The organism is Candidatus Accumulibacter propinquus (genome assembly GCF_056856495.1).
In genome coordinates, this window is record NZ_JBSEHC010000001.1 from 309,371 (window position 1) to 323,973 (window position 14,603).

General features: G+C 61.9%; 13 protein-coding genes and 2 pseudogenes. 8 read left to right on the forward strand and 7 right to left on the reverse strand.

The annotated features are described in order from the left end of the window. Positions 1-118 precede the first annotated feature (118 nt). The 3 genes and pseudogenes from ppk2 (at position 119) to AC15MQ_RS01390 (ending at position 3,358) form a co-directional block, all read left to right on the forward strand. Positions 119-1,010, forward strand: a pseudogene (ppk2, locus tag AC15MQ_RS01380) (polyphosphate kinase 2). Between the two features lie 79 nt (positions 1,011-1,089). Next, complete coding sequence (malQ, locus tag AC15MQ_RS01385) at positions 1,090-2,616, forward strand: 4-alpha-glucanotransferase (RefSeq protein ID WP_483079094.1); 1,527 nt, start codon at positions 1,090-1,092, stop codon at positions 2,614-2,616. A 70-nt stretch (positions 2,617-2,686) separates the two neighbouring features. Then, on the forward strand, positions 2,687-3,358 hold the full coding sequence (locus tag AC15MQ_RS01390) for a response regulator (RefSeq protein ID WP_287669393.1): 672 nt from the start codon (positions 2,687-2,689) through the stop codon (positions 3,356-3,358). A 72-nt stretch (positions 3,359-3,430) separates the two neighbouring features. On the opposite strand, the gene AC15MQ_RS01395 is transcribed toward AC15MQ_RS01390, so the two are convergent. Then, entirely contained in the window at positions 3,431-5,341 is a 1,911-nt protein-coding gene (locus AC15MQ_RS01395; protein WP_483079095.1) for a PAS domain S-box protein, read from the reverse strand. Positions 5,342-5,739: 398 nt separating this feature from the next. Here AC15MQ_RS01395 and AC15MQ_RS01400 point away from each other — a divergent pair, with 398 nt between their 5' ends. After that, positions 5,740-6,471, forward strand: a complete 732-nt coding sequence (locus AC15MQ_RS01400; RefSeq protein ID WP_483079096.1) for a Crp/Fnr family transcriptional regulator — start codon at positions 5,740-5,742, stop codon at positions 6,469-6,471. A gap of 94 nt (positions 6,472-6,565) precedes the next feature. On the opposite strand, the gene fabR is transcribed toward AC15MQ_RS01400, so the two are convergent. After that, positions 6,566-7,366 carry an HTH-type transcriptional repressor FabR gene (fabR, locus tag AC15MQ_RS01405; protein WP_483079097.1) on the reverse strand — a complete coding sequence of 267 codons (801 nt, stop codon included), beginning with the start codon at positions 7,364-7,366 and terminating at the stop codon, positions 6,566-6,568. Between the two features lie 188 nt (positions 7,367-7,554). On the opposite strand from fabR, the gene AC15MQ_RS01410 reads away from it, so the two are divergent. Beyond that, positions 7,555-9,378: an acyl-CoA dehydrogenase C-terminal domain-containing protein gene (locus AC15MQ_RS01410; RefSeq protein WP_483079098.1), complete on the forward strand. Its 1,824-nt coding sequence runs from the start codon at positions 7,555-7,557 to the stop codon at positions 9,376-9,378. A gap of 306 nt (positions 9,379-9,684) precedes the next feature. Here the strand turns inward: AC15MQ_RS01410 and cobT are convergent, their stop codons facing one another. Beyond that, positions 9,685-10,719: a nicotinate-nucleotide--dimethylbenzimidazole phosphoribosyltransferase gene (gene cobT, locus AC15MQ_RS01415; RefSeq protein WP_287653165.1), complete on the reverse strand. Its 1,035-nt coding sequence runs from the start codon at positions 10,717-10,719 to the stop codon at positions 9,685-9,687. 65 nt (positions 10,720-10,784) lie between these two features. Between cobT and cobU the strand changes: the two genes are divergently transcribed. The 3 genes from cobU (at position 10,785) to AC15MQ_RS01430 (ending at position 12,991) form a co-directional block, all read left to right on the forward strand. Beyond that, positions 10,785-11,330 (forward strand): bifunctional adenosylcobinamide kinase/adenosylcobinamide-phosphate guanylyltransferase, encoded by a 546-nt coding sequence (gene cobU, locus AC15MQ_RS01420; RefSeq protein WP_483079099.1) that lies wholly within the window; start codon positions 10,785-10,787, stop codon positions 11,328-11,330. A 79-nt stretch (positions 11,331-11,409) separates the two neighbouring features. Continuing rightward, positions 11,410-11,874 carry a universal stress protein gene (locus tag AC15MQ_RS01425; RefSeq protein WP_287670594.1) on the forward strand — a complete coding sequence of 155 codons (465 nt, stop codon included), beginning with the start codon at positions 11,410-11,412 and terminating at the stop codon, positions 11,872-11,874. A gap of 631 nt (positions 11,875-12,505) precedes the next feature. Then, entirely contained in the window at positions 12,506-12,991 is a 486-nt protein-coding gene (locus AC15MQ_RS01430; RefSeq protein WP_287653162.1) for a hypothetical protein, read from the forward strand. Positions 12,992-13,084: 93 nt separating this feature from the next. Here AC15MQ_RS01430 and AC15MQ_RS01435 read toward each other — a convergent pair whose 3' ends face one another. The 4 genes and pseudogenes from AC15MQ_RS01435 to AC15MQ_RS01450 all read right to left on the reverse strand — a co-directional run bounded on the left by AC15MQ_RS01435 (position 13,085) and on the right by AC15MQ_RS01450 (position 14,524). Further along, positions 13,085-13,615 (reverse strand): HDOD domain-containing protein, encoded by a 531-nt coding sequence (locus tag AC15MQ_RS01435; RefSeq protein WP_483079100.1) that lies wholly within the window; start codon positions 13,613-13,615, stop codon positions 13,085-13,087. After that, positions 13,539-13,703, reverse strand: coding sequence for a hypothetical protein (locus tag AC15MQ_RS01440; protein ID WP_483079232.1), 165 nt, complete (start codon positions 13,701-13,703; stop codon positions 13,539-13,541). The genes AC15MQ_RS01435 and AC15MQ_RS01440 overlap by 77 nt, the downstream gene beginning before the upstream one ends. 25 nt (positions 13,704-13,728) lie before the next feature. Continuing rightward, positions 13,729-14,040, reverse strand: a pseudogene (locus tag AC15MQ_RS01445) (HDOD domain-containing protein); the annotation flags it as partial. Then, on the reverse strand, positions 13,922-14,524 hold the full coding sequence (locus AC15MQ_RS01450) for an adenylate/guanylate cyclase domain-containing protein (protein ID WP_483079101.1): 603 nt from the start codon (positions 14,522-14,524) through the stop codon (positions 13,922-13,924). The gene AC15MQ_RS01450 and the pseudogene AC15MQ_RS01445, both read right to left, overlap by 119 nt. Between the last annotated feature and the right edge of the window lie 79 nt (positions 14,525-14,603).

Consider the following 14,603-nt stretch of genomic DNA (forward strand, 5'->3'; position numbering starts at 1 on the left):
TGCCGGCGCAGTGGTCTTCCCGTCGGCGTGTTTTGGCATGCCTGACTGCTCGGCGCCCGCCTGTGGGGTCGCCAGCCAGCCATGGCAGTCCATCGAAGCGTATCAAGAGGAGAAGTCAATGAGCAAGAAAGGCAAGTCGGCAAAGCGTGTCAAGGCCGAGCAAGTGATCAGCCCTGGTCCCGAGTCGCCGGCAGAACAGACCGAGGGCGAGCCCCAGAGCAAGCCAGCGAAAAGAATGTCCGAGCGGGTATACCTCAAGGAACTCGAAAAACTCGAGGCCGAGTTGGTACACCTGCAAACCTGGGTGATCGAGAAGGGCCTGAAGGTGGTGATCCTCTTCGAAGGCCGTGACGGGGCCGGCAAGGGCGGCACTATCAAGGCGATCACCGGGCGCGTCAGCCCGCGCATCTTCCGGGTTGTCGCCCTGCCGGCTCCGACCGAGCGCGAGAAGACCCAGATGTATGTACAGCGTTACCTGCCGCACATGCCGGCAGCCGGAGAGGTGGTGATCTTCGACCGTAGTTGGTACAACCGCGCCGGTGTCGAACGCGTCATGGGCTTCGCCAGCGACGAGCAGGTGCAGGGTTTTCTCAAACTGGCGCCCCTCTTCGAAAAGCTGGTGGTCGGCAAAGCCAACAACATCATCCTGCTCAAGTACTGGCTCGAAGTCGACATGGATGAGCAGACGCGCCGCCTGGAGGCCCGCATCACCGATCCGCGCAAGCAGTGGAAGCTGTCGCCGATGGACCTCAAGTCGTACAGCCGCTGGTACGATTACTCGCACGCGCGCGACGAAATGTTCAAGGCAACGGACACCGAGTGGGCGCCCTGGTTCGTCGCCCGCTCCGACGACAAGAAACGCGTACGCCTGAACATCATCAAGCATATTCTGAGCAGCATCCCGTACGAGGTCGTCAAGCAGCCAAAGATCACCCTGCCGAAACGGCAGAAAGCCAGGCGACTATCAGGAAGCCAATCTGCCGCTGAAGTATGTTCCGGAAGTCTATTGAGTCTTCGGTCGGGCGGTTTTCTGACCCGCCCGAACCCCTGCAGCTAGCGACGACATCAAGCTCCAGACAAGGGATCAGCATGACCTCACTTCCCCGCCGTGGCGGGATTCTGCTTCACCCGACCTCGCTGCCCGGCCCGCATGGTTCGGGCGATCTGGGACCGGCCGCTTATCACTTCGTCGACTGGCTGGTTGCCGCTGGTCAGTCGTGCTGGCAGGTGTTGCCGCTGGGTAGCGCCGGGCCGGGCAATTCACCCTATATCAGCCCTTCGGCTTTTGCCGGTAATGAACTGCTGATCGATCTGTGCCAACTGCGCGACGCCGGCTGGCTCAGCGACGCCGATCTGGCGTCAGTACCGGCTTTTCCGGAAGGCCGGATTGACTACGGTGCGGTGCGGTGCTTCCGGGTTGCCCATTTGCGACGGGCCGCCAAACGTTTCTTCGGGCGCAAGCCTGCCGCCGAGCGCACGGCTTTTGAAGCCTTCTGCACCGATGAACACGCGTGGCTCGACGACTACGCACTGTTCATGGCCCTGGACATTGCCCATGGTGGAGACGGCCGAATGTGGCAGGATTGGCCGGCCGCATTGGCCCATCGACAGCCGGCGGCACTACGCGAAGCACAAGCCCGGCATGCCGAAGAAATCAGGTTCTGGCAATTCTGCCAATGGCGTTTTTACGAGCAGTGGGGGGCACTCAAGACCTACGCCCGTTCGCGCAGCATCGAGATCGTCGGTGACCTGCCGATCTTCGTTGCCGCACACAGTGCCGATGTGTGGTCCAATCCCGGGCTTTTCGAACTCGACAAACAGGGTCATCCGCGCGTGGTGGCCGGGGTCCCCCCGGATTACTTCAGCGCCACCGGGCAGCGCTGGGGCAACCCGCTCTACCGCTGGTCGGCGCACGCCGCCGAAGACTATCGCTGGTGGGTCGAGCGGATGCGGCAAACGATGAGGCTCTGCGACATCGTACGTATCGATCACTTTCGTGGCTTCGAGTCCTTCTGGGAGATTCCCGCCGAGTCCGCGACGGCAGTCGACGGACAGTGGCGGCCAGGGCCGGGGAAAGACGTGTTCACCGCCATGCGTCGCGAGTTGGGCGACGCCCAGGGGCGGCTGCGGATCATCGCCGAAGATCTCGGCATCATCACCCCTGAAGTCGACGCTCTGCGCCAGGCGATTGGTTTGCCCGGCATGCGCATCCTGCAGTTCGCTTTCGACGGCGACGCCAGGAACCCCTATCTGCCACACAATTACGACGCCAATACCGTCGTCTATACGGGCACCCACGACAACGACACGAGCCGTGGCTGGTGGGAGTCGCTTGGCCACCCGGAGCAGGAGTATGTGCGCTCTTACCTGGGTGTTGGCGAAGAGGCCGGAGATGAGGTGCACTGGCACCTGATCCGCCTGGCCTGTTCGTCGGTGGCATCGCTTTGCGTCATCCCGATGCAGGATGTGCTCGGCCTCGATTCGGCTCATCGCATGAACGAGCCGAGCCGTAGCGAGGGATCCTGGGAATGGCGGTTCAGTTGGCAGCAGGTCGAGGCGGAACACGCCGGAAGGCTTGCCGCACTGGCCAGACTGTACGGACGCCGGCGGGGCTGATCGAGGATAACGCCGGCCAGCAGGGAACGCGGGCCTCGCGATTGCGGTCGGCGGCAAGAAGGGAGTGTACATGGGTGGGCGCGGCATCACTTTCAATTCGACAGCAAACCCCGTCAGGGTGATGGTGGTCGACGACCACCCGGCGCTACGCGCCGGCCTGCGCAGCCTGATCGATTCCGATCCGGCGTTGCGTGTGCTGCTGGAGGTCGGCAGTGGCGAAGCGGCCTACGCCGAATACCGTACGCAGCGTCCAGACGCCGTAGTCATGGATCTCAGCATGGATGGCTTCGGCGGCATCGAAGCCATCCGTCGCATCCGTGCACTCGACCCGCGGGCAGCCATCCTGGTCTATAGTGTGCATAACTCGCAGGTGCTGCTCGAACGGGCGCTCGAAGCCGGCGCGCTGGGTTTTGTCACCAAGGGCAGCAAGGTCGATACCCTGCTGGAGGGACTCAAGCGGGTCGCGCGTGGCGAATCCTTTGTCAGCGGCGACATGTTGCCAGCGCTTCTGGACCGCCACCGCCCGTCGGCGGCTAACCAGTTCAAGCAGCTGACGCAACGCGAGTTCCAGATCTTCAAGCTGCTCAGCGAGGGCCACACGCTGTCCGAGTGCGCGAGTATCCTCCACCTGAGCAGCAAGACCGTCAGCAACCATTTCACTCAGATCAAGGCCAAGCTCGCGGTGGCCAGTCCGGCAGAAATGGCTCGAATGGCGATACGGCAGGGCCTGGTCGAACCCTGACGAGCGTGGCGGCAGCGGTCGCCCCTGTGCGTGCACCCGCGCAAAGGTTTTGGACTTGCCCTTGAAGTCGTGTCAGCGACTCATGAATCGCCTCTCGCCAGTACGCGGGAGCAGGTTCAGCGGCGAGGGGAAACGGTCATGGTCTTGCTGTTCCTGCGTATCTGGCTCACCGTCGTGACCAATCGGCAGCAGGACGCACACGCGGGTGCCGCAGCCGTGCGGGCTGCGAATCTGCAGTGAACCACCGAGGCTCAGGACGCGTTCGCGCATGCCGAGCAGGCCGAATCCGGCATGCGGTGCAGCGACCTCCAGCCCGACGCCATCGTCGCGGACGACCAGACGCAGCTTCCCGCCGGTCGGCGACGGCCGGCTGGCGAGGATGACCCGTAGCCGGTGGGCTTGCGCATGCCGGGAGACATTGTTCAGGCATTCCTGCACGATGCGATAGATGGCCACCCGCAACTGCGGCGCGTCGCAGACCAGGTCGCGAGCCAGGGAGGCCCGCCACTCAATCTCCGGATGTTGCTGCCCCCAGGCCTCGAGCAGGGCGGCAATGGCCTCGACGATACCGGCTGCGTCGAGAACGTTCGGATGCAGGCCCTCCATCAACCGGTGCGACACCGTGTAGATCTCACTGGCGCAATCGTCGATCGCCTGCGCGGCGGCCTTGATGCGCTCACCGTCGGAGACGCCATTACGCCGGATGGCGCCAGCGAAGGCACGGATCGCGGTCAGGTGTTGCGAGAGTTCATCGTGCAGTTCGCGTGCCAACTCCGCACGCTCGCGTTCCTGCATGGCGATCAGTTGTCGCACCAGGCGCGTGTTCTCGTCCAGCAGCGCCTGCGTCGCCGCCTCGGCGCGCTTGTTTTCGGTAATGTCCTGCACCGTGCCGACCAGGCGCAAAGGCATCCCGTCCCGGGTGCACTCGATCTGACCAAGGCCATGCACCCAGCGCACGGCGCCATCGCGGGGTCGTACGATCCGGTATTGCCGGTCGAATGGCAGGCGCTCGGCAATCACCTGCCGGCCGTAGTCGAGCATGGCCTGACGGTCGTCGGGATGCAGCAGCCGTCCCCAGCCATCGACGGTATGTTCATACTCGGGGCCGATACCGAAAATGCGGTCGAGCATCGGGCTGCCGACCCAACGCCCGGACGGCAGTTCGATAATGTAACTACCGACGCGGCCGACTTCCTGAGCGCGTTGCAAGGCCTGCTCGCTGCTCTTGATCGAGGTCACGTCCACGACCTCGACGAAGAACCCGCGTACCTCGCCATCGACGATGTCGGGAAGGTAACGGGCCAGCGCATAGCGCACCGAGCGACCGTCTGGTGATGGTATGGCGCGCTCGAATTGCTGTGCGACGCCATTCAGTACCGCCTCGATATAGGGCAGGTTGAGCCGATAGCGCTCCTCGCCGATCACTTCCCGGATATGTTTACCGGGGATAGTCGCCGGTTCGACACCGAACCAGTCGCGATAGGCGTGGTTGGCGAAGCGGTTGTGCAGTGTGCGGTCCCAGTAACCGATCATCGACGACACGCTGTTGAATACCGCTTGCAAGTGGTGTTCGTGATGGCGCAGGTCGGCGCTGCACTGTTCGAGCGCGCGTTGGTCGAGCTTGCGCGCGGTGATTTCCCGATGCCCGACGACCATCCCCTTGACAGCGCCCTGCAAGGGGGTAACGTGCAGCTCGAACCAGTGCTCGCCGTCGGGAGTGTTGAAAGGGTACTCCAGGGTGAACAGCGTCTGCCGTCCCGCCAGGACCGCTGCGCTGCCCTGCAGCGCCGCACAGGCAAACGAATCGCTGGCGGCAGCGCGTCGCAACGTCGCCAGATAATCGATACCAATCCCCGCCGCAAGGTCAGCGCTGCCGCCGTTGTTGTCGGCAAAAGTTCGCCACGCCTGGTTGACGCTGATGATCAGGCCCTGTTCGTTGACCACGGCGATCGAGTCGCACAGTGAGTCGATCACTGCGGACATCCGGTCCTCCCCGTTCTGGCCTGGCGGAAGCCGCCGAGGGCTTGGTGTCGGTTCCGCTGCCAACGACATTGGTGTACAGCGCCCGCGTCGCGCGCGCAGCAGCGGGCCGTGCGGCGGCTGGCTTTCACGGCGCTGTCTTCCCCTATGCGAGCAAACAGCATGTCCGGTAAATGGCTGGTGGAGGGTTCAATCACCCACGCATTATGACTGAAACACAGGTGTACTGTGACTGCCGCACCCACGACCCGGTGGTGGCGCCTGGTGCTGGTGAATCGACCGGTGTGCCGAGCAGGAGAATTTCCCGCTCATGACGGGAGCTTTTCCACTGGCGGCGGTTCTCGCTGCCCGACAGCATGGCAACCTGCAATAACACAGGTTTACGCCAGGATGGAAATCCTTTGCAGACACACGTAGCGGCATCTGGCAACCTACGGCACAATCATCTGCTGGCCGCACTGCCCGAGGCGCAATGGGCACGCTGGTCACCGCAGCTCGAAGCCGTGGATATGCCAGCAGGTAGTGTTCTCCACGGGTCCGGTGCCAGATTGACGCACGCCTATTTTCCGACGACAGCCATCGTTTCGCTACAGTCCTTGATGAACGACGGCGCTTCGGTCGAGATCGCCGTTGTGGGTCGCGAAGGCTTTGTCGGCACTTCGCTGTTAATGGGCGGCGAAACGATGCCAAGCTGCGCGGTGGTACGCAGCGCCGGCCAGGTGTTTCGAATCAAGTCGGCCCTGATGATCCAGGAGTTCAACCGCGCCGGACCTACGTTCCATTTGCTCTTGCGTTATACCCAGGCGCTGTTAACGCAGATCGCGCAGACAGCGGTGTGCAATCGCCACCATTCGCTGGACCAGCAACTCTGTCGCTGGCTGCTGTCGAGCATGGATCGTCTGTCCTCGAAGGAAATCGTGATGACGCAGGAACTCATCGCCAGCATGCTTGGCGTCCGCCGCGAGGGCATCACCGCAGCTGCCGGTCATTTACAGCAGGCCGGCCTGATCGAGTACCGGCGTGGTCACATCACGGTGCTCGACCGTCGAGGGTTGGAGCGGCGCACTTGCGAGTGCTACGGGGTAGTCAAGAAGGAATACGATCGCCTGCTCCCCGCACGAATTGCGACCTGAATGCATTGACATCAGACGCAAGGGGAGGGGGCACGTACGCGCCGATGATCCAGGAACCGGCTACCGCGTCATCTGATGGTTGGCTACCCGAACATCACGCTGCGTGATCAATATGGGTCAAGAGGCCATCACGACAGTTGGCAGCACTCGGCCCTGATGTCTGCTTGGCGGCGTTACTCTTGCTCAAGGCATCATTCCAGCAGGTCGCCCCGAAGAGAATGATCTTGAGTTGCTGAACGAAGTTTTCCAACATTTCGGATTCCAGCAGTGGTTGGTCGGGCGGCAAGTCGAGAATGTCTGTCGCTGCGGCGAGCATGGCCATCACCAACATGCCGCACACCATTTGCAGACTTGCTGTCGGCAAATTTGCGTATAAACCACGCATGCGGAAATCCTGCGCCATCTCATTGGTGAAATGCGTGACATCATTTCGAATCGCCAAACGCAGTATGCGACTGCCCCCTGATCGTTCGCTGGAGATGAACATGAACTGCAACCGGTTCAATTTTACGTATTCCTGATAGACGCTGACTGAACGCCGCAGCATGTCGCGTGGCGCCACATCCATCTTGCGTGCCTCACGCAGTAGTCGGCGCAGCGTAATTCCCACCTCTTCAACCAGCACCAGGCCCAACTCATCGGTGTTGCGAAAGTGACGGTAGAAAGCCGTCGGCACCACGCCGGCTTCGCGTGCGATTTCACGCAATCCGAGGCTGGTAAAGCTGCGTCCATCGCCCATCAGCGTCAGTGCGGCCTGTAACAGACTCGCTCTGGTGAAATCCTTGCGCGCACTGCGCGAAAGCGTATCGGAAATATTCGGTGCGGCGACCCTGGGTGGCATGAATGTACTCTGCAACTTGTGAAATGAAACGATTGTAACGGTAATTAAACTCAATAGACTGTTAAATTGATATTAATATACATATGGATGTTGAAACAATCTCAATTTTCCAAACTTGGCAGGATTATACAGAGTACAATCGTTCACTATTCTCCGTCGTCCTGAAGACGTCATCCGCCACCGCATAGCCCTTTGCTGCAGTGACGTTGAGCCTTCTCCTTCCTGCCTCGAAAGAACGCACCATGCCGACCTACAAAGCTCCCCTGCGTGAAATGCGCTTTCTGATCAATGAGGTGTTTGACTACCCCGCGCATTATGCGGGGTTATCAAACGGCGGCGAGGCGACGCCCGACGTGGTCGATGCCATCCTTGAAGGCATCGCCGTCCTGTGTGAAAAAGTCCTCGCACCGATCAATCTTTCCGGCGACAAAGAAGGCTGCCGCTTCAAGGCCGGCGAAGTCAGCACGCCAACTGGATTCAAGGAGGCCTACCGGCAGTTCGTCGAAGGTGGCTGGCAAGGGCTTTCATTCCCGATCGAATACGGTGGTCAGGGGTTGCCGACGTCGATCAGCCTGTTCAAGACCGAGATGATGGGCGCGGCCAACTGGTCGTTCAACATGTATCCGGGCTTGAGCCTGGGCTGTATCAACACCTTGTTGCAATACGGCACCGAGGCACAAAAAGCACGCTATCTGCCGGCACTCGTCAGCGGCGAGTGGACCGGTACCATGTGCATGACCGAGCCGCAGTGCGGCACCGACCTGGCGCAGATCAAGACCAGGGCCGAGCCCCAACCCGACGGCAGCTACAAGATTACCGGCACCAAGATCTTCATCTCGGCCGGCGAGCACGATCTGGCCGGGAATATTGTGCATGTCGTCCTCGCCCGCGTGCCGAGTGCACCGGCCGGCACACGCGGCATTTCGTTGTTCGTGGTGCCGAAGTTTCTAGTTACTGAAGACGGCTCTGCCGGTCAACGCAATACCGTCACTTGCGGCGCGATCGAACACAAGATGGGAATTCGCGGGTCGGCGACTGCGGTGCTGAATTTTGACGAGGCGATCGGCCATCTGATTTTTGAACCCAACAAGGGCCTGGAAGCCATGTTCACCTTCATGAACACGGCACGACTCGGGATAGCAATTCAGGGCGTTGCCCACGCCGAAGCGTCGTTTCAGGGTGCTCTGGCCTATGCCAAAGAGAGACGATCCATGCGCGCCCTCTCGGGAAAGAAGGATCCTGAGGCCAGTGCAGACGCCTTGATCTGGCACGCCGATGTGCGACGCATGTTGCTGACCCAAAAAGCCATCGCCGAAGGTGGCCGGGCGATGCTCTATGCCGCTGTGCAAACAGCAGACCTGATGTTTAACGCGGCGTTCGAAAAGGACCACGCCAATTTCGAACACTACGACAACGAGCTTGGTTTCTATACCCCCATCCTGAAAGGCTTCCTCACCGAAATGGGCCTCGAAGCCGCCAATCTGGGCATGCAAGTCTTCGGGGGGCATGGCTACATCCACGAGCACGGCATGGAGCAGATCGCCCGCGATGCCCGCATCGCCACACTCTACGAAGGGACCACCGGGATTCAGGCGCTTGACCTGCTTGGCCGCAAGGTATTGATCGGCACCAGAGGAAAGTGCGTACGCGATTTCACGCGCATCATGTTGCGCCTGGCAAGGAGGCATGTGTTTGCATCGGGCCCCATCGGCAGCATGGCACGCTCGACCTTGCGGCGCGCCATCGAGTGGAATATTCTCACCTTGCGCATCCTGCTGCGTGCGGGCAAGGATCGCGATCTCGTGGGTTCTGCCAGCGTCGACTACCTGATGTATTCAGGTTACGTGATGATGGGTTACTACTTCGTCTTGCAGGCTGAAAAAGCACAAACACTGTTACTCAACGGCAAAGGGAACGAGTCCGCGGATTTCTATCGCGCCAAGATTCAAACTGCCACATTCTACTTTGACCGTCTACTACCCCGAGCTGACGCCCACCGCAAGAGCGCACTGGCACCGACGCATTCGCTGATGCAGATGGACAACGGGCATTTTGCGTTCGTGTGATGTAGGCGGAACAAGCGCGCGCAAGTACGAATCATCCCGTTCAATGGCAGGCAGCAGTGCTCTCGCGCATGGGTAAATCGCGCATCAACTCACGAGTCGGAGAGCGCGGTTACCCGACGATCATCAACTGCACCCAGCGCCAAGTGTTGGCAAGCGACCAGCTATTGATCTGCGGCAACTCGGTCGGGAAGTATCGACACGGCGCTGCGGATGCTCGCCGATCAGCGTCGCAGTCAGACGGCCGGTGGCGAGGTGTTGCCAAAATTGCCGATCAGCAGTACACCTCCAGCGAACCACAGTGTAGCCTCAGGCCTGTCCGCTGACGCCGGCCGACGCGAAGCTGGCCATTTCGTTGAGGAAAGCGGCGGCGGCGCGCACCAGCGGCCAGGCGAGAGCGGCGCCCGTTCCCTCGCCGAGGCACAGGCCGAGGTCGAGCAGAGGTTCGGCCTGCAACGCCCGCAGTTGGACGACATGGCCCGGTTCCGCCGAGCGGTGGCAGAAGATGCAGTAGTCGCGAAGCGATGGCGCGATGGCGGTGGCCACCAGCAACGCCGAGGTGACGATGAAGCCATCGATCAGCAGCAGTATCCCGCGTTCGGCTGCGGCGAGCATCGCGCCAGCCATCATCGCCATCTCGAAACCGCCGAATTCGGCGAGCACCAGTAGCGCATCGGCATCGGGTGGTAGCGCCGCGCGGCCCACCGCCTGCGCCAGCAAGGTCCGTTTGCGTGCCAGTCCGGCGGTGTCGAGGCCGGTGCCCCGCCCGACGCAGTCGGCCAGCGGTGCGCCGGTCAGTTGCTGCGTCAGCAGCGACGCGGCGGCGGTGTTGCCGATGCCCATTTCGCCGAAGGCCATCACCCGGCAACCTTGGTCGGCCAGGCCGCGGGCGATGGCGGCGCCGCGTGCCAGCGCCAGGTCGCGCTCTGCGGCGCTCATCGCCGCCTGTTCGATAGAGTTGCGCGTGCCGAAGGCGATCTTGGCGTCGACCAGGCCATCGCGTGCGCCGAAATCGTGTGCCACGCCAGCGTCTATCACCTGCAACTGCAGGCCGTTGTGGCGGGCGAAAACATTGATCGCCGCGCCTCCGGCGAGAAAGTTCTCGACCATCTGCCAGGTCACTTCCTGCGGGTAGGCCGAGACACCGGCACGGGCGGCGCCGTGGTCGCCGGCGAAGACGAGCAGATGCGGGTGATCGAGACTCGGGCTCAGTGACTGCTGGACCTGGCCGATCTGCAGGGCCAGGCGTTCGAGCTGGCCGAGTGAACCGGGTGGCTTGGTCTTGCCGTCGATCCGGGCCTGCAGGCCCGGCATGGTTGCCGGTGGCGAGATGGAGAAATGCATGCGCTGACAGGCCTCGGCAAAAGCCGCAGATTATACGCATCGCCGGCCATGCTAAGCTGTGCGGGATGCGAGAACTGATCCTTGGTGGCGCCCGTTCGGGCAAGAGTCGATTGGCCGAGATCCGTGCCACGGAAAGCGGCCTGCGGGTCGTTTATGTGGCGACGGCGCTGCCACTCGACGCCGAGATGTCGCGGCGTATCGAACATCATCGCGCAAGGCGCTGTCCCGACTGGGGGCTGGTCGTCGAGCCGCTCGATCTGGCCGCGGCATTGCGTCGGCACGCGGCTGCCGACGTCTGCCTGCTGGTTGACTGCCTGACGCTGTGGTTGTCGAATGTGCTGTTCTCCGGCGAAGCCGCCTGCCAGGCCGATGCCGGCGAAGCGATTTGCTGCCAGCATCTGGCCGGCGCGACGCAAGCCCTGATCGATCTCCTGCCGCAACTGCCCGGGCACGTCATCCTGGTCTCCAACGAGGTCGGCTGCGGCATCGTGCCGATGGCGGCACTGTCACGCCTCTTTGCCGACGAACAGGGACGCCTGAACCAGCGGGTGGCGGCGGCATGCGATCGAGTGACGCTGGTAGCGGCAGGCTTGTCGCTGACCCTCAAATAGTGCCCACTGTTCGCGACCGCTCGATCGGTGTTATTGTTGAACTGGTCTGACAACTTTGCCCAGAGAGGATCCGAGACAAATGTACAAGCGAATCATGGTTGCCGTGGATGAGAGCTTCATGACCGACCAGGTCCTGCACGCGGCGATCGAACTGGCCCAGGTCACGGGTGCAAAGCTGGCGATCTGTCATGCGATCGACGAGACGATTCTTGCCCAACGTGAAGTGGCGATGATGCTCCCGAACAGCGTCGGCAAGACCGAGGCACGCTTGCGTCTCGGTGCGCAGGCTTTTCTCGACCGCCTGGCAGCAACGGCGCGTGCGGTGGGGGTCGACGCCGAGGTCAGGATCGTCGAATCGGAGCAGAAGCATGTTTCGGACATGCTGATCGAGGCCGCAGCCGAGTGGCAGGCCGACTTGCTGGTGGTTGGTACGCACGGCCGGCGCGGCATCGAACGTTACTTCGTGGGTAGCGCAGCCGAGCGCCTGGTGCGCAAGGCGCAGGTTTCGCTCCTGTTGGTACGCGGCGAAGATCCGGACGAGTAGTTCGCCAGGGCGCCGGTTGCTGCGCAGGCGACAGTCCCCTGGTAAAGCGGCCCTTCGAGTCAAGGCAAGAATCAAGTCTGTTCAGGCTGGGCTCCCGACTTCAGTAGCAGTTGGACGGCGCTGCCCCGGTTTTGCCTGCGCTCTGGTTGGTGCTGTGGCTGTGGCGCTTGCTTCCGAGGGGGGCCAACGCGCCGGTCAAACCTATCGCCGAGGACTACACGTTCCCTCCTTTCTCCGCCAGCAGGCCGGCTTTTGTAACGCCGATATGTCCATGCGCTGAGAACCGAAGATCTCCTGCGCAAGAGCCCAACGGGCACGCTCTGCCCGAGACACGCCTGCAATTTGCTCAAGCCACTTCTGGATGCGATTCATGGTAAGCAAGTCCTCCAAAGGAATGAGTTGATCAGGATCCGCAGCAACGTGCGAAAGATTAATCGAAAGCTGTACAAATGTACAGCACTTGTTGTGCATGGCTTCTGCACGACTTTCACGCAATCGATCTGCAGCGACTGATTGGCAGGATCGGAATCACCGTTTGGCGCGAGGTTGTTGTTGTTTGCTGCACCGCAACAAATTGTGTTATAGTAAATTTGTTTGCCGGTTGTGCGCCGATGCCGCAGAAGGTGTGGATATGTACATCGTTGATGATCCGACGCTGGCGCTGATCGCCCGTTTTGTCGGTGGCCTGTCGAATTCCGATATTTCCGATGCGGAGTTCTTTCGGCAGCAGGTGGCCGCCATCGTCGACTATGTCGGGAAATTTCCGCCGGAAGAGCGGGACCTGCGGGCGTTAGCCTGGATTGAAGCCAACGCCAGGCAATATCGTCAACAATGGCAGAAGCACGTAGCGGTCAATCGGCTGGCGATGACCCGCTGTGCGGATTGTCCGCTGGCCGGTGGCGACAAGCAAATTCCCTGTGCAATTCATTCCCGGTGGCTGGCGTTGTTGCGGCGCTACGCCGCGGACGAACTCTCTTCACACGAGTATGTGACCAAGACTCTGGTCTTGCTGACTACCCACAAGGACTGGCTGAGGGTGAGCGAAGCCCGCCATTTCCTGCCGTCCCCGCGCCAGGCGGTGCTCAACCCCGAGGTCGAAGCGACGGCGCTGGACTAGGCGCCAGACCCTGCCCGCGGAGCGGCTTGCTGCCACCCGGTGGCTGTCGTCGAAGGCGCGTTGGGCCGGCACGGGACGACGTTTCAGTCAATCTCAGTGGATTGCCCCGACAAAGGCCTCGATGTTTGGTTGCGCTTCGCGCAGATGCCGAAGACAGTCGTCCCAAATCTTCGGGCTCAGGTTGAGGGTTTCGAGCAGCGCTGTTCGCTCTTCGTCGTGCGTGCCAGGCGGACCCTGGACGCAGAGGGCGGCGTGCGCCGCCTGGTCGGAAAGGCCGATCACCGCACAGAACGGCCGCTCGTCGCCGGCCGCAACCGGATCGTGGTGGTGGGCGATGCCGGCAACGTACCTGGCCGGCAGATCCCAGCGTTCGGCAACCATTTCGCCCACTTCGGGGTGGGTGAACTCGAACAGTGTCCTTTCCGCCTCAAGGCTGCTCAAAGCGGATCCATGCTGCAGTTCGAGGACCCGTTGGTAGGCCGATTCCGCCTGGACAGCGAAGATCAGTTTGCCGATGTCGTGCAGCAGGCCGGCCATGAACGCTTCATCAGCGGCGCAATGCACCTGCGGGGAAAGGAAACGTGCGGCTGTCGCCGTGGCGATCGAGTGTTTCCAGAAGTCCACTCAGGTTCAGCCGCTCGGTGCGGAAGGCGTCGAAGGCGCCGACCGAGATCAGCATGCCCTGCACATTGGTGAAGCCGAGGACGCGCACGGCTTCGGCGATGGTGCGCGACGCGCCGGGAGAAACCGAAAAACACCGAGTTTGCCACTCGCAGGATCTTGGCCGAGATCGCCGGGTCGTGCACGATCACTCGTTCCACAGCCTTGGCATCGGTGTTGGGATCCTGCAGCAACCTGAGCGCCTGCATGACGATCGCCGGCAGGGTCGGGACTTCGTAAACATCGATTGGCTTGAAGCGGGCCATCGGTTCAGCGGTAAGCTTGTTCCCGCCCGAGGTGTCGCTGATGTCCAGCAGGCTGGGCGACAGCCCGGGATGCAGGAGCTGGAAGACATGCACCGGGTGCGGCAGGTCCCGCAGGCGCAGCATGCCGGTATCGCGCAGGCTGGTGCCCGAGGACAGGGATTCTCGCACCAGGGCCTGCGGTCGCCGAGGTCAGCAGCGTCTGCCCGCCGCGGGTTACCGCCAGCAAGCGGGCGCAGCGGTTGACTGTCGTGCCGAAATAGTCGCCATGGCTCAGGTACGCCGGACCGGTGTGCAGCGCGACGCGCACCCGCAGGCTGGCTCGTGTCGGCCACTTCTCTGCGGCAAGGCTGGTCTGGATCTGGCAAGCTGCTCTGAGCGCGTCGGCGGCGTCGTCGAAAGTAACGCAGAAAGCGTCGCCGACAGTCTTGAAGACACAGCCACGGTGGCGCTCGATGGCCGAGGAGAGCAGCACGTTGTGGCGTTGCAGACTGAAACGCATCGCTTCGGACTCGCGCTCCCAAAGGCTCGTCGAGCCCTCGATGTCGGTAAACAGGAAGGTGAGCGTAATCAGCGACGCATCGCCCAAGGTCATCTCTGCTACAGCCATTCGCAGTCTCGCTCGTTCATCCGCGGGGAATCGTCGGCTGCCGCCCGATGATCGCCGTGCGGCGGGGGAATATGAGATT

What these genes read in the sequence shown, in the direction of transcription:
- malQ (WP_483079094.1), top strand. Translation starts at nt 1,090, where the DNA reads ATGACCTCACTTCCCCGCCGTGGCGGGATTCTGCTTCACCCGACCTCG.
- AC15MQ_RS01390 (WP_287669393.1), top strand. Translation starts at nt 2,687, where the DNA reads ATGGGTGGGCGCGGCATCACTTTCAATTCGACAGCAAACCCCGTCAGG.
- AC15MQ_RS01395 (WP_483079095.1), bottom strand. Translation starts at nt 5,341, where the DNA reads ATGTCCGCAGTGATCGACTCACTGTGCGACTCGATCGCCGTGGTCAAC.
- AC15MQ_RS01410 (WP_483079098.1), top strand. Translation starts at nt 7,555, where the DNA reads ATGCCGACCTACAAAGCTCCCCTGCGTGAAATGCGCTTTCTGATCAAT.
- cobT (WP_287653165.1), bottom strand. Translation starts at nt 10,719, where the DNA reads ATGCATTTCTCCATCTCGCCACCGGCAACCATGCCGGGCCTGCAGGCC.
- cobU (WP_483079099.1), top strand. Translation starts at nt 10,785, where the DNA reads ATGCGAGAACTGATCCTTGGTGGCGCCCGTTCGGGCAAGAGTCGATTG.
- AC15MQ_RS01425 (WP_287670594.1), top strand. Translation starts at nt 11,410, where the DNA reads ATGTACAAGCGAATCATGGTTGCCGTGGATGAGAGCTTCATGACCGAC.
- AC15MQ_RS01430 (WP_287653162.1), top strand. Translation starts at nt 12,506, where the DNA reads ATGTACATCGTTGATGATCCGACGCTGGCGCTGATCGCCCGTTTTGTC.
- AC15MQ_RS01450 (WP_483079101.1), bottom strand. Translation starts at nt 14,524, where the DNA reads ATGGCTGTAGCAGAGATGACCTTGGGCGATGCGTCGCTGATTACGCTC.